The organism is Roseobacter sp. N2S, from assembly GCF_031454055.1.
GTDB lineage: Bacteria > Pseudomonadota > Alphaproteobacteria > Rhodobacterales > Rhodobacteraceae > Amylibacter.
Window position 1 is genome coordinate 16,484 of sequence record NZ_JAVDQB010000019.1, and the last position, 15,033, is coordinate 31,516.

At 53.1% G+C, this 15,033-nt stretch carries 13 protein-coding genes; 9 read left to right on the forward strand and 4 right to left on the reverse strand.

The features are described from left to right. Positions 1 to 15 precede the first annotated feature (15 nt). Complete coding sequence (gene rpoC, locus GGE09_RS23075; protein WP_309748417.1) at positions 16 to 4,305, forward strand: DNA-directed RNA polymerase subunit beta'; 4,290 nt, start codon at positions 16 to 18, stop codon at positions 4,303 to 4,305. 65 nt (positions 4,306 to 4,370) lie between these two features. Here rpoC and GGE09_RS23080 read toward each other — a convergent pair whose 3' ends face one another. Next, entirely contained in the window at positions 4,371 to 5,177 is an 807-nt protein-coding gene (locus GGE09_RS23080) for a glycosyltransferase (RefSeq protein WP_309748418.1), read from the reverse strand. A gap of 111 nt (positions 5,178 to 5,288) precedes the next feature. Between GGE09_RS23080 and GGE09_RS23085 the strand changes: the two genes are divergently transcribed. Beyond that, positions 5,289 to 6,104 carry a glycosyltransferase gene (locus GGE09_RS23085; protein ID WP_309748419.1) on the forward strand — a complete coding sequence of 272 codons (816 nt, stop codon included), beginning with the start codon at positions 5,289 to 5,291 and terminating at the stop codon, positions 6,102 to 6,104. Next, positions 6,105 to 7,019: a restriction endonuclease gene (locus GGE09_RS23090; RefSeq protein ID WP_309748420.1), complete on the forward strand. Its 915-nt coding sequence runs from the start codon at positions 6,105 to 6,107 to the stop codon at positions 7,017 to 7,019. It begins immediately after the preceding gene. Positions 7,020 to 7,133: 114 nt separating this feature from the next. Here GGE09_RS23090 and GGE09_RS23095 read toward each other — a convergent pair whose 3' ends face one another. Together GGE09_RS23095 and GGE09_RS23100 are read right to left on the reverse strand one after the other, a co-directional pair. After that, entirely contained in the window at positions 7,134 to 8,297 is a 1,164-nt protein-coding gene (locus tag GGE09_RS23095; RefSeq protein ID WP_309748421.1) for a M20 aminoacylase family protein, read from the reverse strand. Positions 8,298 to 8,348: 51 nt separating this feature from the next. Further along, positions 8,349 to 9,119: a sterol desaturase family protein gene (locus tag GGE09_RS23100; RefSeq protein ID WP_309748422.1), complete on the reverse strand. Its 771-nt coding sequence runs from the start codon at positions 9,117 to 9,119 to the stop codon at positions 8,349 to 8,351. Between the two features lie 194 nt (positions 9,120 to 9,313). Here GGE09_RS23100 and GGE09_RS23105 point away from each other — a divergent pair, with 194 nt between their 5' ends. Continuing rightward, complete coding sequence (locus GGE09_RS23105) at positions 9,314 to 9,991, forward strand: nitroreductase (RefSeq protein ID WP_309748423.1); 678 nt, start codon at positions 9,314 to 9,316, stop codon at positions 9,989 to 9,991. Here the strand turns inward: GGE09_RS23105 and GGE09_RS23110 are convergent. Beyond that, a complete protein-coding gene (locus tag GGE09_RS23110; RefSeq protein ID WP_309748424.1) occupies positions 9,982 to 10,878 on the reverse strand; it encodes a LysR family transcriptional regulator in 897 nt (298 codons plus the stop codon). The two genes, GGE09_RS23105 and GGE09_RS23110, sit on opposite strands and share 10 nt — an antisense overlap. A gap of 101 nt (positions 10,879 to 10,979) precedes the next feature. Here GGE09_RS23110 and GGE09_RS23115 point away from each other — a divergent pair, with 101 nt between their 5' ends. The 5 genes from GGE09_RS23115 to GGE09_RS23135 all read left to right on the forward strand — a co-directional run. Further along, the gene (locus tag GGE09_RS23115) at positions 10,980 to 11,483 is read left to right on the forward strand and encodes a lactoylglutathione lyase family protein (protein WP_309748425.1); all 504 of its coding nucleotides are present in this window, start codon (positions 10,980 to 10,982) and stop codon (positions 11,481 to 11,483) included. A 376-nt stretch (positions 11,484 to 11,859) separates the two neighbouring features. Continuing rightward, positions 11,860 to 12,231 carry a 30S ribosomal protein S12 gene (rpsL, locus tag GGE09_RS23120; RefSeq protein WP_069301666.1) on the forward strand — a complete coding sequence of 124 codons (372 nt, stop codon included), beginning with the start codon at positions 11,860 to 11,862 and terminating at the stop codon, positions 12,229 to 12,231. Positions 12,232 to 12,243: 12 nt separating this feature from the next. After that, positions 12,244 to 12,714, forward strand: a complete 471-nt coding sequence (gene rpsG, locus GGE09_RS23125; RefSeq protein ID WP_309748426.1) for a 30S ribosomal protein S7 — start codon at positions 12,244 to 12,246, stop codon at positions 12,712 to 12,714. A 15-nt stretch (positions 12,715 to 12,729) separates the two neighbouring features. Then, positions 12,730 to 14,847, forward strand: a complete 2,118-nt coding sequence (fusA, locus tag GGE09_RS23130) for an elongation factor G (protein ID WP_309748427.1) — start codon at positions 12,730 to 12,732, stop codon at positions 14,845 to 14,847. 91 nt (positions 14,848 to 14,938) lie between these two features. Further along, the coding region (locus GGE09_RS23135; RefSeq protein WP_209282537.1) for a GTP-binding protein at positions 14,939 to 15,033 on the forward strand (95 nt) is incomplete at its 3' end.

The window sequence follows — 15,033 nt, forward strand, 5'->3', positions numbered from 1 at the left end:
GATTAGGAGTTCAAAATGAACCAAGAAATCACGAACAACCCGTTTAACCCCGTCCAGGCGCCTCGTACCTTTGACGAAATCAAAATCTCTCTGGCCTCGCCAGAGCGGATCTTGAGCTGGTCCTACGGTGAGATCAAAAAGCCGGAAACCATCAACTATCGGACCTTCAAACCAGAGCGGGACGGCCTGTTCTGTGCGCGTATCTTTGGCCCGATCAAAGACTATGAATGTCTGTGCGGCAAATACAAGCGGATGAAATACCGCGGTGTGACCTGTGAGAAATGTGGTGTTGAAGTTACGCTTCAAAAAGTACGTCGCGAACGTATGGGCCACATCGAACTGGCTGCACCAGTTGCGCATATCTGGTTCCTGAAATCCCTGCCATCCCGTATCGGTCTGATGCTGGACATGACCCTGCGTGAGCTGGAGCGTGTTCTGTATTTCGAACAATACGTTGTGATCGAACCCGGTCTGACGGATCTGAACTACGGTCAGATGATGAACGAAGAAGAGTTCATGGACGCCCAAGACGTCTATGGCGAAGACGCGTTCAACGCAGGTATCGGTGCGGAAGCCATCCGTGAAATGCTGGCCAACATTGATCTGGAAGCCGAAGCAGAACAGCTGCGTGCTGATCTGGCCGAAGCAACCGGTGAATTGAAGCCGAAGAAGATCATCAAACGTCTGAAAGTTGTGGAATCCTTTTTGGAATCCGGCAACCGTCCAGAATGGATGATCCTGACAGTGATCCCTGTGATCCCGCCAGAGCTGCGCCCGCTGGTGCCGCTGGATGGGGGCCGTTTTGCCACATCCGATCTGAACGATCTGTATCGTCGGGTGATCAACCGGAACAACCGTCTGAAACGTCTGATCGAACTGCGTGCGCCTGATATCATCGTGCGCAACGAAAAACGGATGTTGCAGGAATCTGTCGATGCGTTGTTTGACAACGGCCGTCGTGGTCGGGTTATCACAGGTGCCAACAAGCGCCCGCTGAAATCCCTGTCCGACATGCTGAAAGGTAAGCAAGGTCGCTTCCGTCAAAACCTTTTGGGGAAACGGGTCGACTTCTCCGGTCGTTCGGTGATTGTGACTGGTCCGGAACTGAAACTGCATCAATGTGGTTTGCCGAAAAAGATGGCTCTGGAACTGTTCAAACCGTTTATTTACAGCCGGTTGGAGGCCAAAGGCCTGTCATCCACTGTAAAACAAGCCAAAAAGATCGTTGAAAAAGAGCGTCCCGAGGTTTGGGATATTCTGGACGAAGTGATCCGTGAACACCCGGTTCTGCTGAACCGTGCACCTACGCTGCACCGTCTTGGTATTCAGGCATTCGAACCCACATTGATTGAGGGTAAAGCCATCCAGCTGCACCCGCTGGTGTGTTCCGCGTTTAACGCCGACTTTGACGGCGACCAAATGGCGGTTCACGTTCCACTGAGCCTTGAGGCCCAGCTGGAAGCGCGTGTTCTGATGATGTCCACAAACAACGTTTTGTCGCCTGCCAACGGTAAGCCGATCATCGTTCCTTCGCAGGACATGATTTTGGGTCTTTACTACATCACGATGGAACGTGAGGGCATGAAAGGTCAGGGCATGACTTTCTCGTCCGAGCAGGAAGTCAACCATGCGCTGGACGCGGGCATCGTACACCTGCACACGAAAATTAACTGCCGCATGGAACAAGTGGATGAAGAGGGCAACTCGATCTGGGTGCGCTATGAAACCACGCCGGGCCGTGTGCGTCTGGGGGCCATGCTGCCGCTAAACGCAAAAGCGCCGTTTGACATCGTGAACCGTTTGCTGCGGAAAAAAGAAGTCGGCGAAGTTATTGACACTGTGTATCGGTATTGCGGTCAAAAAGAGTCGGTTATCTTTTGTGACCAAATCATGACTTTGGGCTTCCGTGAAGCATTCAAGGCGGGCATTTCGTTTGGTAAAGACGACATGGTTATCCCTGACAGCAAATGGCACATTGTGAATGATACGCGCGATCAGGTTAAAGAATTCGAACAACAGTATCTCGACGGCCTGATCACTCAGGGTGAGAAATACAACAAAGTTGTCGATAGCTGGTCCAAGTGTTCGGATGCCGTTGCGGATGCGATGATGGGTGATATCTCGGCTGTCAAAGTGGACGATGCAGGTGCCGAAATGGAACCGAACAGCGTTTATATGATGGCCCACTCCGGTGCGCGTGGTTCCCCTGCGCAGATGAAACAGCTGGGCGGGATGCGCGGTCTGATGGCCAAGCCGAACGGCGAGATCATCGAAACGCCGATTATCTCGAACTTTAAAGAAGGTCTGACCGTTCTAGAGTACTTCAACTCGACCCACGGTGCCCGTAAGGGTCTGGCAGATACTGCTTTGAAAACAGCAAACTCCGGGTATCTGACACGGCGTCTGGTTGACGTTGCGCAAGATTGTATCGTGCGGGAAATCGACTGTGGTACGGAACTGGGTATCACTGCCAAAGCCGCCGTAAACGACGGCGAGGTTGTTGCCTCATTGTCCGAACGGATCTTGGGTCGTGTCACCAACGAAGACGTGCTTCACCCTGCTACAGAAGAATTGATCTGCCCACGCGGGGAATTGATCGACGAACGTATGGCCGATCTGATCGAGAACTCTGGCATTGCCACTTTGTCGATCCGTTCGCCTCTGACCTGTGAAGCAGATGACGGTATCTGTGCCACATGTTATGGCCGCGACTTGGCACGGGGCACGCAAGTGAACCCGGGCGAGGCTGTGGGCATTATTGCGGCGCAATCCATCGGTGAACCCGGCACACAGCTGACAATGCGGACATTCCACATTGGCGGTATTGCGCAGGGTGGTCAGCAATCGTTCCAAGAGGCCAGCGTTGACGGTACTGTCGATCTGCGCAATCCGAACATTCTGAAAAACCGTGACGGCGAAATGATCGTTATGGGCCGGACTGTTGAAATCGTGATCATCGACGAAAACGGTGTGGAACGCGCGTCGCATAAACTGAGCTATGGTACAAAAATCATGGTGAAGGATGGCGATAAGGTTGCACGTGGGGACAAGCTCTATGAATGGGACCCCTACACATTGCCGATCATTGCGGAAAAAGACGGTACAGCGAAATTCGTTGACCTGACCGCTGGTTTCTCGATCCGTGACGAAACCGATGACGCCACAGGCATCAGCCAGAAGATCGTGACCGACTGGCGTTCAGCGCCAAAAGGCAACGATCTGAAACCTGAAATCATTGTGATGGATGCCAATGGCGATCCGGTTCGCAATGATGCGGGCAACCCTGTGTCCTATGCCATGTCGGTAGACGCCATTCTGTCTGTCGAAGACGGTCAGGAAGTAAAAGCCGGTGATGTTGTCGCCCGTATCCCTCGTGAGGGTGCCAAGACGAAAGACATTACAGGTGGTCTGCCGCGCGTTGCGGAATTGTTCGAAGCTCGTCGTCCGAAAGACCACGCGATCATCGCTGAAATTGATGGTTACGTGCGCTTTGGTCGCGACTATAAGAACAAACGTCGCCTCAGCATCGAACCTTCGGATGAAAGTCTGGAGCCCGTGGAATACATGGTTCCAAAAGGGAAACACATTCCTGTTCAGGAAGGTGATTTCATCCAAAAAGGCGAGTACATCATGGACGGCAATCCAGCGCCCCATGACATCCTGAACATTATGGGTGTCGAGGCATTGGCCGACTATATGGTGGACGAAGTTCAGGACGTTTATCGTCTGCAAGGTGTTAAGATCAACGATAAGCACATCGAAGTGATCGTACGCCAAATGCTGCAAAAATGGGAAATCACCCATTCCGGTGGCACCACCCTTCTGAAGGGTGAGCAGGTTGATAAAGCCGAGTTTGATGAAGTGAACGCCAAGGCGCTGTCCAAGAATCTGGAGCCTGCTAAAGGTGGCCCGATCCTGTTGGGGATCACCAAAGCGTCGCTGCAAACACGCTCGTTCATCTCGGCTGCGTCCTTCCAGGAAACCACGCGGGTTCTGACCGAAGCATCTGTTCAGGGCAAACGGGACAAGCTGATCGGTCTGAAAGAGAACGTGATCGTCGGGCGTTTGATCCCGGCTGGTACAGGCGGGGCAACCCACCAGATCAAAAAGATCGCGACAGATCGGGATGGCAAAGTCATTGAGGACAACAAAGCCGCTGCTGAAGCAGCCGCTGCGCTTCTCGGCCCTGTTGGGGATGACAACATGTCCGGTTTTGACCCAGCCGATGCCGCAGATGGCGTGATGGGTGAAGACATGGGTGTGGGCTTTGGGCAAGACGGTGACGGCACCGAGCAACCCAGCTAAATCCGGTTTTTACCGTTAGAATTGCGAAAGCCCGGCCATACTGGTCGGGCTTTTGCGTTTTCGGATCAGGCGTGAAGCCCGTCGAGAGTTTGGCGGAAGGTTTTGACGTTCACCCCAAAGCGAAACTTCAACTTTCTGCGGTGTTCGTCCGTCAGCGCGGTGAATTTTTTAGGGAAATCATCACCGGAATCATTTGATCCGTTCTGAGTGCGCACAAACATCAGGGGATGGGGCATGGTGACAACGGGGATCAGTTGGTTCAGCCGTTGATGGGGCAAATGCACATGGGTGCGCCTATCGCTATGGGGCAGGAAAATCACCTGCGCCGGGGTCCAGTTGGTTTTATGGTTGGTGTGTACTGCCAAACCGTTCTGTGTATGGCGCAGCGCATACCCGTTGGTAAAATCCAGCCCAAGCTGTTGTTTATGCTCGGCCAAAGCGCGTAAACGGGGGAAATGGTCGTAGACCTCTTCGACAAAAGTCATGGCAACCGCATCGTCGTCATCCATGCGAAAATGGGCGATCCAGTCTGCATCATCGCGTTTCGCCAGTGAGATGACCTCTTGCAGAATGGCGCGGTGATTGGCTGGCGGGCGTACAAATAACTGCGCTTGGGGCAGGTCGGCCAGCAGGTCTTGAAGCCGTGTCAGATAGGGTTTCGGCATTTCGCTGCCAGCTAGAACAACCAATGTGAAATCTGGGTTGGTTTGCTGTTTTAACGCAGGCAGGCAAAGGTGTTCGAAGTAAGCGAACCGTTCTTCCATCCGCGCTTGGGCGTAAAGATAGGCGATATGTTGGTCCAGTGTGTCATGCTGAATCTGGAACCCGCCAATGGTGGCAAAAGAGAACCGCGTCATTCCTATTATTTGCATCAAATCCTCGCCTTTTCGTAAAACTTTCCCGCGCCGCTGCCGCAGATCAATCGAATTGCGCTTGGGCAATTAGGCAGTACACTAAGCGCAACTATAAATAGAGGGACGAAAATGTCAGCGGATAGAAACCAGATTGTTGGCGTGATGCGGTTTTCGTACATCTCAAAGGGTGGGTTTGCCCATAGTCACGATAGTCAGGAAGATCAGGAAAAGATGATCTATGCGGCAGACCGGATGGAGCGGCGGTTTCAATTATTTGAAGATTTCGCCCTGCGCAGTTTGAAGTATCAAAGCGATCAGGACTTCAAAATCATTTTCCTGATAACCCAAAGTTTTCCGCAGGCCTATAAAGACCGCCTTAACGATTTGGTGTCAGGCTGGGCGCCGGGGGAGGTCGTCGCCAAGCCCTTTATGCCCCAATTTCGGGCCATTCGGGCCTGTTATGACGGGGCGCAAGATAAAACAGGGGACTATTTCACGTCATTCCGGTTGGATGACGACGATATGATGGACGCGCGGTTTATTGAACGGGTGCGCGGACGGGCGGTCAAACTGGCCAAGGTAAAAGACGATGGTGCGCCTGTGGTTATGTCGTTTAACCGTGGTCTGTATCTTAAGATTGGTCAGCAAAAGAACCACATTTTCGATGCAGTGGAACGCACGCCGCTGTCTGTTGGCACGGCCATGATCACCCCTGTGGGGGCGCAGGAAAACATCTATTCCCGCAACCACCGCAAACTGCCTGCGTTTTTCGCCAGCTATTCCGATGTGGATGCCGCAAGTTGGCTCCGCACCATCCACCGCGACAATGACAGCAAGCCAGAGTTTACCGGCGAAACCAAATTACTAAGCGAGGCGGAAGTTGATGCGCAATTGCATAACGGTTTTGGTCTGAAACGGGCGGATTTGATGGGGTGGGGGCGGTAGATGATACCTGATTATCAGTTGTTAATGCGGCCAGTGCTAGAGACCGCCTTGAATGGGCCTCGGAAAATTTCAGAGGTCGTTTCCGAGTTGGAAATCGCCTGTGGGCTTAATGAGGAAGAAAAGGCGGCGATGCTTCCGAGCGGGAAACAGGCTACATTTGCAAATCGCGTACATTGGGCCAGATCCTATCTAAAGCAGGCAGGGCTGGTAAAAAACATTCGACGTGGCTGGTTCGAGTTGACTGACCGTGGAAGAACGATTGCAGCGGATCGTTCCCTCCTTTTAAACTCTAAGTTTCTGGAAAGGTTTGAAGAATTCCAAGAGTTTAAGTCCAGCGGGCTGGATGATAGGGCCCCTGTCCAAAGTGTTGAAGAACCGCTTTCGATTTCGGCTACGCCTGATGAGGAAATTCAGGAAGCCTACGGGCTTTTAAACGATGCATTGGCAGCAAATTTGTTAGACGCTGTCAGGTCTGCAAGCCCAGCGTTTTTTGAAAGGCTAATTGTCGAGTTGTTGATCAAGATGGGGTATGGTGGAACATCAAAAGACGCGGGCCGCGCCTTGGGTCAGAGTGGCGATAATGGCGTTGATGGCGTGATTGATCAGGACCCGTTGGGTGTTGACCAATTGTATTTGCAGGCAAAACGCTACCAAGCAGGTAATTCAGTCGGTGCTGGCGACATCCGAGATTTCTTCGGTGCTCTCAGTTTAAAGAAGGCGTCGAAAGGCCTGTTCGTTACGACGTCTTCATTTACAAATTCGGCAGAGCAAACAGCACGAGACCTTGGGTCACGCATTGTCCTGTTGAATGGTAACGAGTTGGCAAAGTTGATGATTAGATATGGTGTCGGGTGTCGCGAAAAAGAAGTTCTTTACATTCGAGAGATGGATGAAGGCTTCTTTGATGAAGATTAGCGCCTCACCTTTCGGTTTCAGCAACTGCAAGCAAGCCCAACGGCCCAAAAGGAAATATCCTCGGTATGATTTGAACCCAGTCTTTGCATCCTAAGGGGCCGTTGGTTTTTAACGTCAGCCCCGCGGCTGGGCGGTTTCGACCATTTTTACAAAGAAGCTGGCGCCGATGGGGGCGATGTCATCGTTGAAATCATAATCGGGGTGGTGCACGGGTGCGCCGTCGCCTTGGCCAAGGAACAAATAGGCACCGGGGCGTTCTTCTAACATATAGGCGAAATCTTCGGCGGGGAGGATGGGTTTGGTATCGGCGTCTACGGCTGCCTCGCCAACCACGGAACGGGCAACGGCGGCCGCCAGTTCTGCGTTTGCGGGATGGTTGATTGTGGGGGGGTAACCGTATTCGTAATCAAGATCGACGCCCACATCAAAAGTCGCAGCGATGCCCTGACAGATCGCGGCCATACGCTGTGCGATTTTGGCCTGAATGTCTTTGTCAAAGGTGCGCACTGTGCCGCAGATATAGGCGGTGTCGGGAACGATATTATTGGCCGTGCCAGACACAAACTCTCCGACCGAGATCACCGCGCGATCCAGCCCGCCCAGATTGCGGGAGGAAATGGTTTGTAGCGCCTGTACCAGCGAAACCCCAGCGATCAACGGGTCTTTGGTGTCTTCGGGCTGCGCGCCGTGGCCGCCTGAACCGGTGATGTTGATGGTGAAGGTGTCGGCCGCTGCCAGCAAAGCGCCGGAGTTCAGCTCGAACTGGCCTTGGGGAGAGTTGGGAGCGTTATGGATGCCGTAAACCTGTGTGATATTGAAGCGATCCATCATGCCCTCTTGGCACATGACCTGTCCACCGCCGCCGCCTTCTTCGGCAGGTTGAAAGATCAGCGCCACGCGGCCTGAAAAGTTGCGGGTCTCAGCCAGATAGCGGGCCGCGCCCAGCAGCATGGTGGTATGTCCGTCATGGCCGCAGGCGTGCATTTTCCCTGCATGAGTAGATTTATGGGCGTGATCGCCGTTTTCTACAATTGGCAGCGCATCCATATCGGCCCGCAGCCCGATGGTTGGGCCGTCCGACTGGCCATTGATGATGGCAACCATGCCGGTCTGAGCTATACCCTCGTGCAGTTCATCGACGCCGAATTCGCGCAACTTTGCTGCTACAAATTCCGCGGTTTTATGCAGATCGAACCCCAGTTCGGGAATGCTGTGCAGATGCTGCCGCCACTGGGTCATATCGGTTTGAAATTCGGAAATGCGATTGATGATGGGCATGGGGAAATCCTTTCAATTCGGAATCAGCCTAGACCCAAATGAAACAGACTTCTAGCGCTGTGCCGACTGGAGTTGCCGCTGTGTCAGACCCAGCTTGGCAGCATAGGTTTCGCGCGCTTGTATCAGACGGGGATCATTTGGCTGCATGCCAAGGGTGCGAATGAATTCCGAACGGGACAGCTTTTCGCGCTGGTCGGGGTCGATGGCGGTGCCCATGGCACGATCAATGATCTGTCCGCCATAGCTGACGTGAAACATGCGGGTGAAATCTTTGAAATGGTGCATGTTGTGGCGGCGGGTAACGGCGATTTCCGGCCCGAATTTGCGAATATTCAGGTGGGCGGTCATGTGATACCATTCGTACCCTAGAAAAGTCAGCACATGGCCGACAAAGACAAAAGCCACCGCCATATTCAGCGCTGTGTCAAACCCGAGCAAGGCAAAAATCCCCCAATAGATCAGGAAGCCCGCGATCAATACGGGCAGCATGAACCAGATCGGCACAAAGAACAGTTTGGTGTTGGTCGGGAAATCATGATGGCCGTAGTGGCACAGGTACAAGAGGTTGAACAGCCGCTGATTTTTCGGTGGGGGCAGGTGAAAAATATAACGGTGGATGTTGTATTCGGTCAGCATTTGGCCTGCGATGCCTGCGCCGATCAACAGCAGGAACACAGGTTGCCACCAAGCGATGGTATAGGCCGTGGCCGCCAGCAAAAGCGCTGTCATCAATTGGATCGAAAAATGGCTGAACAGCAGGCGGAACCGATAGGCGACGGCGCGGGTCGCGGGGGACAGAGATGTTGGTTCGGTGGTGCTCATACGGAAAGACTACCCGATAAGGAGGATTTGTGGATAGGGGTGACTTTGCGGTAAGGGCGCGGGGCTAAAGCGTGGTGGCTCGGGGCTGTTGCCTGCGGACGTAACGGAGTTTACCCGCCGTATTGATCCCGTATTGACGGTTTTGTTGTGGTCCCTGACAGTTCGTCAAACTTGGATCAAAGGGAGATAAGGCAATGGAATTAGCGCAGGCAATGCAGGGGCGGCGCAGTATTCGCGGGTTTACCAAAGACCCGGTTTCGCGTGAGTTGCTAGAGGAAATCATCGCGCTGGCCAACCGCGCGCCATCGTCCATGAACACACAGCCCTGGCATTTGCACGTGCTGACTGGTGCCCCGCTAGAGGCCGTACGGCAAGGCAATTCCGAACGGATGATGGGGGGCGTTCCCCCTGTGCGCGAAATCGTGGATCATGGCGCTTATGAGGGTGTACACCGCGACCGTCAGGTTGAAATCGCAGTGCAATTGTTCGCGGCCATGGGCATTGAACGCCACGACAAAGAGAAACGTCAGGATTGGGTGATGCGCGGCTTTCGCCAGTTCGACGCGCCTGTATCGGTTGTGGTCTGTCTGGACAAGGATCTGGTGGATGGCACCATCGCCCATTTCGATCTGGGCGCTGTGACCTATGGTCTGGTACTGGCGGCGTGGTCCAAGGGGCTGGGATCGGTGATTAACGGGCAGGGCATCATGCAGTCCCCCGTGGTGCGCGAACACGCGGGCATCCCCGACGATCAGGTGATTATGACCTGCGTGGCGCTTGGCTGGCCGGATGAAAGCTTTGAAGCAAATAGCGTGGTGTCGCGGCGGCGCCCCGTGGAAAACGTCACGCGATTTGTGGGGTTTCAGGACTGACGCAAAGACTGTGCCACCCCGTTGATCAGCTGCATCACGGCGGCCACGCGGGCGAATTGCGCGCGGTTTTTCTGGGTTATAAGCCACAGCGTATGGTGCCGTTTCTTTGGAAGCGGCACTGTTTTTATGTCATGGGGGCGGGGGAATGAATCCACGCCTGATTTGGGTAGAATTGTGTAGCCAAGACCTTCTGCCACGGGCAGGAGGATTTGGCCGATCTGGTTCACAAAGGTGCGGATTCTCAGGCGGTCCGCTCCTTTGTAATTGTCCGGGAAATTCAGCGAAAACAACTCATCGGCGTAGGCGGGCCCGTCAGGGTGGGCCACAAACCCCAGATCGTCGAGCGCCGCGAGGGATAGGTCACGATCAGGCACATTTGCAGGCAAGACGAGACACAACTCCTCTTTTACCAGCAGCGTGGCGTGCAGTCGGGGGTGGTTGGGTTTTTGGGTGACGATGCCGACATCCATATCGCCGCTGAGAACGGCGCTTAGAATACTGTCTTGCGGGGCGGCCTTTAGGTGGACGACCAGATCGGGCGCGACCTGCATCTTTGTCAGTAGGGCTGGATAAAGACACATGGCAAAGCTGCCCGAGCAGCCGATAAAAATCTGCCCTGCATTCGGGTCATCGGCGTCGATGATGTCTTGCAGTGCGCGTTCCTGATTGCGCCGGTCCGTGCCAAGTCGCAGGATAGATTCGCCCGCAGGTGTAAGGGTGAAGGATTTACCATCCCTTAGGATCAGTGGTCGTCCGATCTGATCTTCCAGTTTGCGCAAATGTTGGGATACGCCAGGTTGGGTCATACCCAGCCGATCGGCGGTGCGGGTGAAGTGCCCCAACTCGCAGAGGGTTACAAAGGTATCCAGCCAGATTGCGTTCAGCATGATTATTCCAGAATGTTATGATTTGGATGATAAATGATAATTTTTCGAACGAATAGAGCCCGTCTATATGATTTGTTAAAGAGCAACCATTAGAGGTCATCATGACAGTTACACCGACACCGCGGACATTTTCACATATTGGTCTTTCCGTTCCCGATCTGGATCGGGCCGTTAAATTTTACAGCGAAACGCTGGGGTTTTACATCATCATGGAGCCAACAGAGATTGTGGAAGACGACAGTGACATCGGCCAGATGTGCACGGATGTTTTTGGCGAAGGCTGGGGGCGGCTGCGCATCGCGCATCTGGCAACGGCGGATCGTATCGGGTTTGAGTTGTTCGAATTCGAGGGCAACTCGGCACCCGAAGACAACCTTGGCTATCGCAAACACGGGACGTTCCACTTTGCAATTCAGGACCCGAATCTCGAAGACCTGCTAGCCAAGATTGTGGCAGCGGGTGGCAAGCAGCGGATGCCGGTGCGTGAATACTTTCCTGACGATAAACCGTATCGCATGGTTTATGTAGAAGACCCGTTTGGCATCGTGTTCGAACTGTACAGCCACAGCTATGAGCTGACCTATTCAAACGGCGCATATTCCTAAGGATCAATGCCGTGGCGCGACTGGTCTGGCTGTTGCGTTTTCCGGTATTGAAGCGTAGCACTGGGAAAATAGGTCGCATGATGGATGGCAGGAACTGTGCACTGTCCAGATTCGACTATCGGGTTTCCCAGTGCCTCGGCCTCCTGTTGACACCCCACGCGACTCCCCTTATACGCGCGTTCACAGCTAGGGCTTTCTGTATCTGATTGCCTTTCTAAGCCATACATTGGCGGTCAAGATCCGGGTGTAAGCTCCGATCCTCTGGAAATTAACCGCGGTAGCCCATTCACACTTGTGCGGGTTGCCGTGTTCGCGGTGTTTGATCGATAGATCATGCACCTATTCGAGTTTGAAATAGGTAAAACGGAGTTTCCGAATGCCAACAATCCAACAGCTGATCCGCAAGCCGCGCCAGCCGAAAGTTAAGCGCTCCAAGTCGATGCACTTGCAGTCTTGTCCGCAAAAACGTGGGGTTTGTACCCGCGTTTATACAACAACACCTAAAAAGCCGAACTCCGCTATGCGTAAGGTTGCCAAAGTGCGCCTGACAAATGGTTTCGAGGTCATCTCTTACATCCCGGGTGAAAGCCACAACCTGCAAGAGCACTCTGTTGTTCTGATCCGCGGGGGTCGTGTAAAAGACCTTCCGGGTGTCCGTTACCACATCCTGCGCGGTGTGTTGGATACCCAAGGTGTTAAAGATCGTAAACAACGTCGCTCGAAATACGGCGCGAAGAAGCCGAAGTAAGGATATCAAGATATGTCTAGACGCCATCGCGCTGAGAAACGTGAAATTCTGCCAGACGCAAAATTTCACGACCGCGTTCTCTCAAAATTTATGAACAACCTGATGCTGGACGGCAAAAAATCTGCCGCCGAGCGTATCGTCTATGGCGCGCTTGAGCGCGTAGAAGACAAAACCAAACGTGCGCCTGTGGAAGTGTTCCACGAAGCGCTCGACAATATCAAACCTGCTGTGGAAGTTCGTTCCCGCCGGGTTGGTGGTGCCACATATCAGGTGCCTGTCGAAGTTCGCCCAGAGCGCCGTGAGGCCCTTGCGATCCGTTGGTTGATCAAAGCGTCCCGTTCGCGCAACGAGAACACAATGGAAGAACGTCTTGCATCCGAATTGATGGATGCGGTGAACTCCCGTGGTTCTGCTGTTAAGAAACGCGAAGACACCCATAAGATGGCCGAGGCTAACAAAGCCTTCAGCCACTACCGCTGGTAAGAGGAAGCTCGTCAAATGGCACGTGAATATCCACTGGAACTGTACCGCAACTTCGGGATTATGGCGCATATTGATGCGGGTAAGACCACGTGTTCGGAACGTATCCTGTTTTACACAGGTAAATCCCACAACATCGGCGAAGTGCATGATGGCGCTGCGACGATGGATTGGATGGAGCAAGAGCAAGAGCGTGGCATCACGATCACCTCTGCTGCGACAACCACATTTTGGGAACGTACCGAAGATGGTGTAAGCCCTGATACGCCAAAGCACCGTCTGAACATCATCGACACCCCGGGCCACGTTGACTTCACAATCGAAGTTGAACGTTCCTTGGCGGTTCTCGATGGTGCTGTTTGTGTTCTGGACGCCAATGCTGGCGTTGAGCCACAAACAGAAACTGTATGGCGTCAAGCTGACCGTTATAAAGTTCCACGGATGGTTTTCGTGAACAAAATGGACAAAATCGGCGCTGACTTCTTCAACTGTGTGAACATGATTGAGGAACGCACTGGTGCGGTTGCTGTGCCTGTGGGTATTCCAATTGGTGCCGAGACAGAGCTGGAAGGTCTGCTTGATCTTGTGACCATGGAAGAATGGTTGTGGCAGGGTGAAGATCTGGGTGCGTCCTGGATCAAAGCTCCTATTCGTGAAAGCCTGCAAGACATGGCTGACGAATGGCGCAACAAAATGGTCGAAGCTGCCGTTGAACAAGACGACGCTGCGATGGAAGCTTACCTTGAAGGTAACGAACCTGACGTTCCAACTTTGCGCAAATTGCTGCGCAAAGGGACTTTGGCCATGGCATTTGTTCCTGTTCTGGGTGGTTCCGCGTTCAAAAACAAAGGTGTTCAGCCTCTGTTGAACGCTGTTGTTGACTATCTGCCGAGCCCGCTCGACGTTGTTGACTACATGGGCTTTAAACCCGGTGACGAAGAAGAAGTCCGGAACATCCCACGTCGTGCGGATGACAGCATGGCTTTCTCTGGTCTTGCGTTCAAAATCATGAACGACCCTTTTGTTGGCTCGCTGACATTTACACGGATCTATTCCGGTGTTCTGTCTAAGGGCGACAGCATCTTGAACTCTACCAAGGGTAAAAAAGAGCGTGTTGGTCGGATGATGATGATGCACTCGATCAACCGCGAAGAGATCGAAGAAGCATTTGCAGGCGATATTATCGCGTTGGCGGGTCTGAAAGACACAACAACAGGTGATACTCTGTGTTCACAGCAAGAACCGGTTGTTCTGGAAACAATGACATTCCCCGATCCAGTGATCGAGATTGCCGTTGAGCCCAAAACCAAAGCTGACCAAGAGAAAATGTCTCAAGGTTTGGCCCGTCTGGCTGCTGAAGATCCATCCTTCCGTGTGGAAACTGACATCGAATCCGGTCAGACCATCATGAAGGGCATGGGCGAATTGCACTTGGATATTCTGGTGGATCGTCTGCGTCGTGAATTCAAAGTTGAAGCGAATATCGGTGCGCCACAAGTGGCATATCGTGAAACGATTTCACACGAAGCAGAAATCACCTACACCCACAAGAAACAATCCGGTGGGTCGGGTCAGTATGCTGAAGTTAAAATGGTCATCATTCCGACCGAGCCTGGCGAAGGGTTCTCGTTTGAATCCAAGATCGTTGGTGGGTCTATTCCAAAAGAATATATCCCCGGCGTTCAAAAAGGTATCGAATCCGTAATGGACAGTGGCCCATTGGCTGGTTTCCCCGTCATCGACTTCAAAGTTGAATTGATCGACGGTAAATTCCACGACGTTGACTCCAGCGTTATGGCATTTGAAATCGCAGGTCGTATGGGTATGCGCGAAGGCATGAAAAAAGCCGGCGCGAAAATGCTGGAACCGATCATGAAAGTCGAAGTTGTTACCCCGGAAGAATACACTGGTGGTATCATCGGCGATCTGACCTCCCGTCGCGGGATGGTTCAGGGCCAAGACACACGCGGCAACGCAATTGCGATTGACGCGCGGGTGCCTTTGGCAAACATGTTCGGCTACATCAACACTCTGCGGTCCATGTCTTCTGGTCGTGCGAACTTCACCATGCAGTTCTCACACTATGATGCGGTTCCGTCGAACATCTCGGAAGAGATTCAAGCCAAATTTGCATAAGCCAGCGGTGCGTGGGAAACCACGCACCCTACCCACCCCCGTAGGGTGTGTTCACTGAACCCACCGCTCGTAAAGAAAAAGGAGCCTTAAGATGGCAAAAGAGAAATTTGAACGCAATAAGCCGCATTGTAACATCGGTACAATCGGCCACGTTGACCACGGCAAAACGACGCTGACCGCTGCGAT

Excerpts from the sequence above, each read along its gene's own strand:
- GGE09_RS23090 (WP_309748420.1), top strand. The coding sequence starts at position 6,105 with ATGATACCTGATTATCAGTTGTTAATGCGGCCAGTGCTAGAGACCGCC.
- GGE09_RS23085 (WP_309748419.1), top strand. The coding sequence starts at position 5,289 with ATGTCAGCGGATAGAAACCAGATTGTTGGCGTGATGCGGTTTTCGTAC.
- GGE09_RS23110 (WP_309748424.1), bottom strand. The coding sequence starts at position 10,878 with ATGCTGAACGCAATCTGGCTGGATACCTTTGTAACCCTCTGCGAGTTG.
- GGE09_RS23100 (WP_309748422.1), bottom strand. The coding sequence starts at position 9,119 with ATGAGCACCACCGAACCAACATCTCTGTCCCCCGCGACCCGCGCCGTC.
- rpsL (WP_069301666.1), top strand. The coding sequence starts at position 11,860 with ATGCCAACAATCCAACAGCTGATCCGCAAGCCGCGCCAGCCGAAAGTT.
- GGE09_RS23105 (WP_309748423.1), top strand. The coding sequence starts at position 9,314 with ATGGAATTAGCGCAGGCAATGCAGGGGCGGCGCAGTATTCGCGGGTTT.
- GGE09_RS23115 (WP_309748425.1), top strand. The coding sequence starts at position 10,980 with ATGACAGTTACACCGACACCGCGGACATTTTCACATATTGGTCTTTCC.
- GGE09_RS23095 (WP_309748421.1), bottom strand. The coding sequence starts at position 8,297 with ATGCCCATCATCAATCGCATTTCCGAATTTCAAACCGATATGACCCAG.
- rpsG (WP_309748426.1), top strand. The coding sequence starts at position 12,244 with ATGTCTAGACGCCATCGCGCTGAGAAACGTGAAATTCTGCCAGACGCA.
- fusA (WP_309748427.1), top strand. The coding sequence starts at position 12,730 with ATGGCACGTGAATATCCACTGGAACTGTACCGCAACTTCGGGATTATG.
- rpoC (WP_309748417.1), top strand. The coding sequence starts at position 16 with ATGAACCAAGAAATCACGAACAACCCGTTTAACCCCGTCCAGGCGCCT.
- GGE09_RS23080 (WP_309748418.1), bottom strand. The coding sequence starts at position 5,177 with ATGCAAATAATAGGAATGACGCGGTTCTCTTTTGCCACCATTGGCGGG.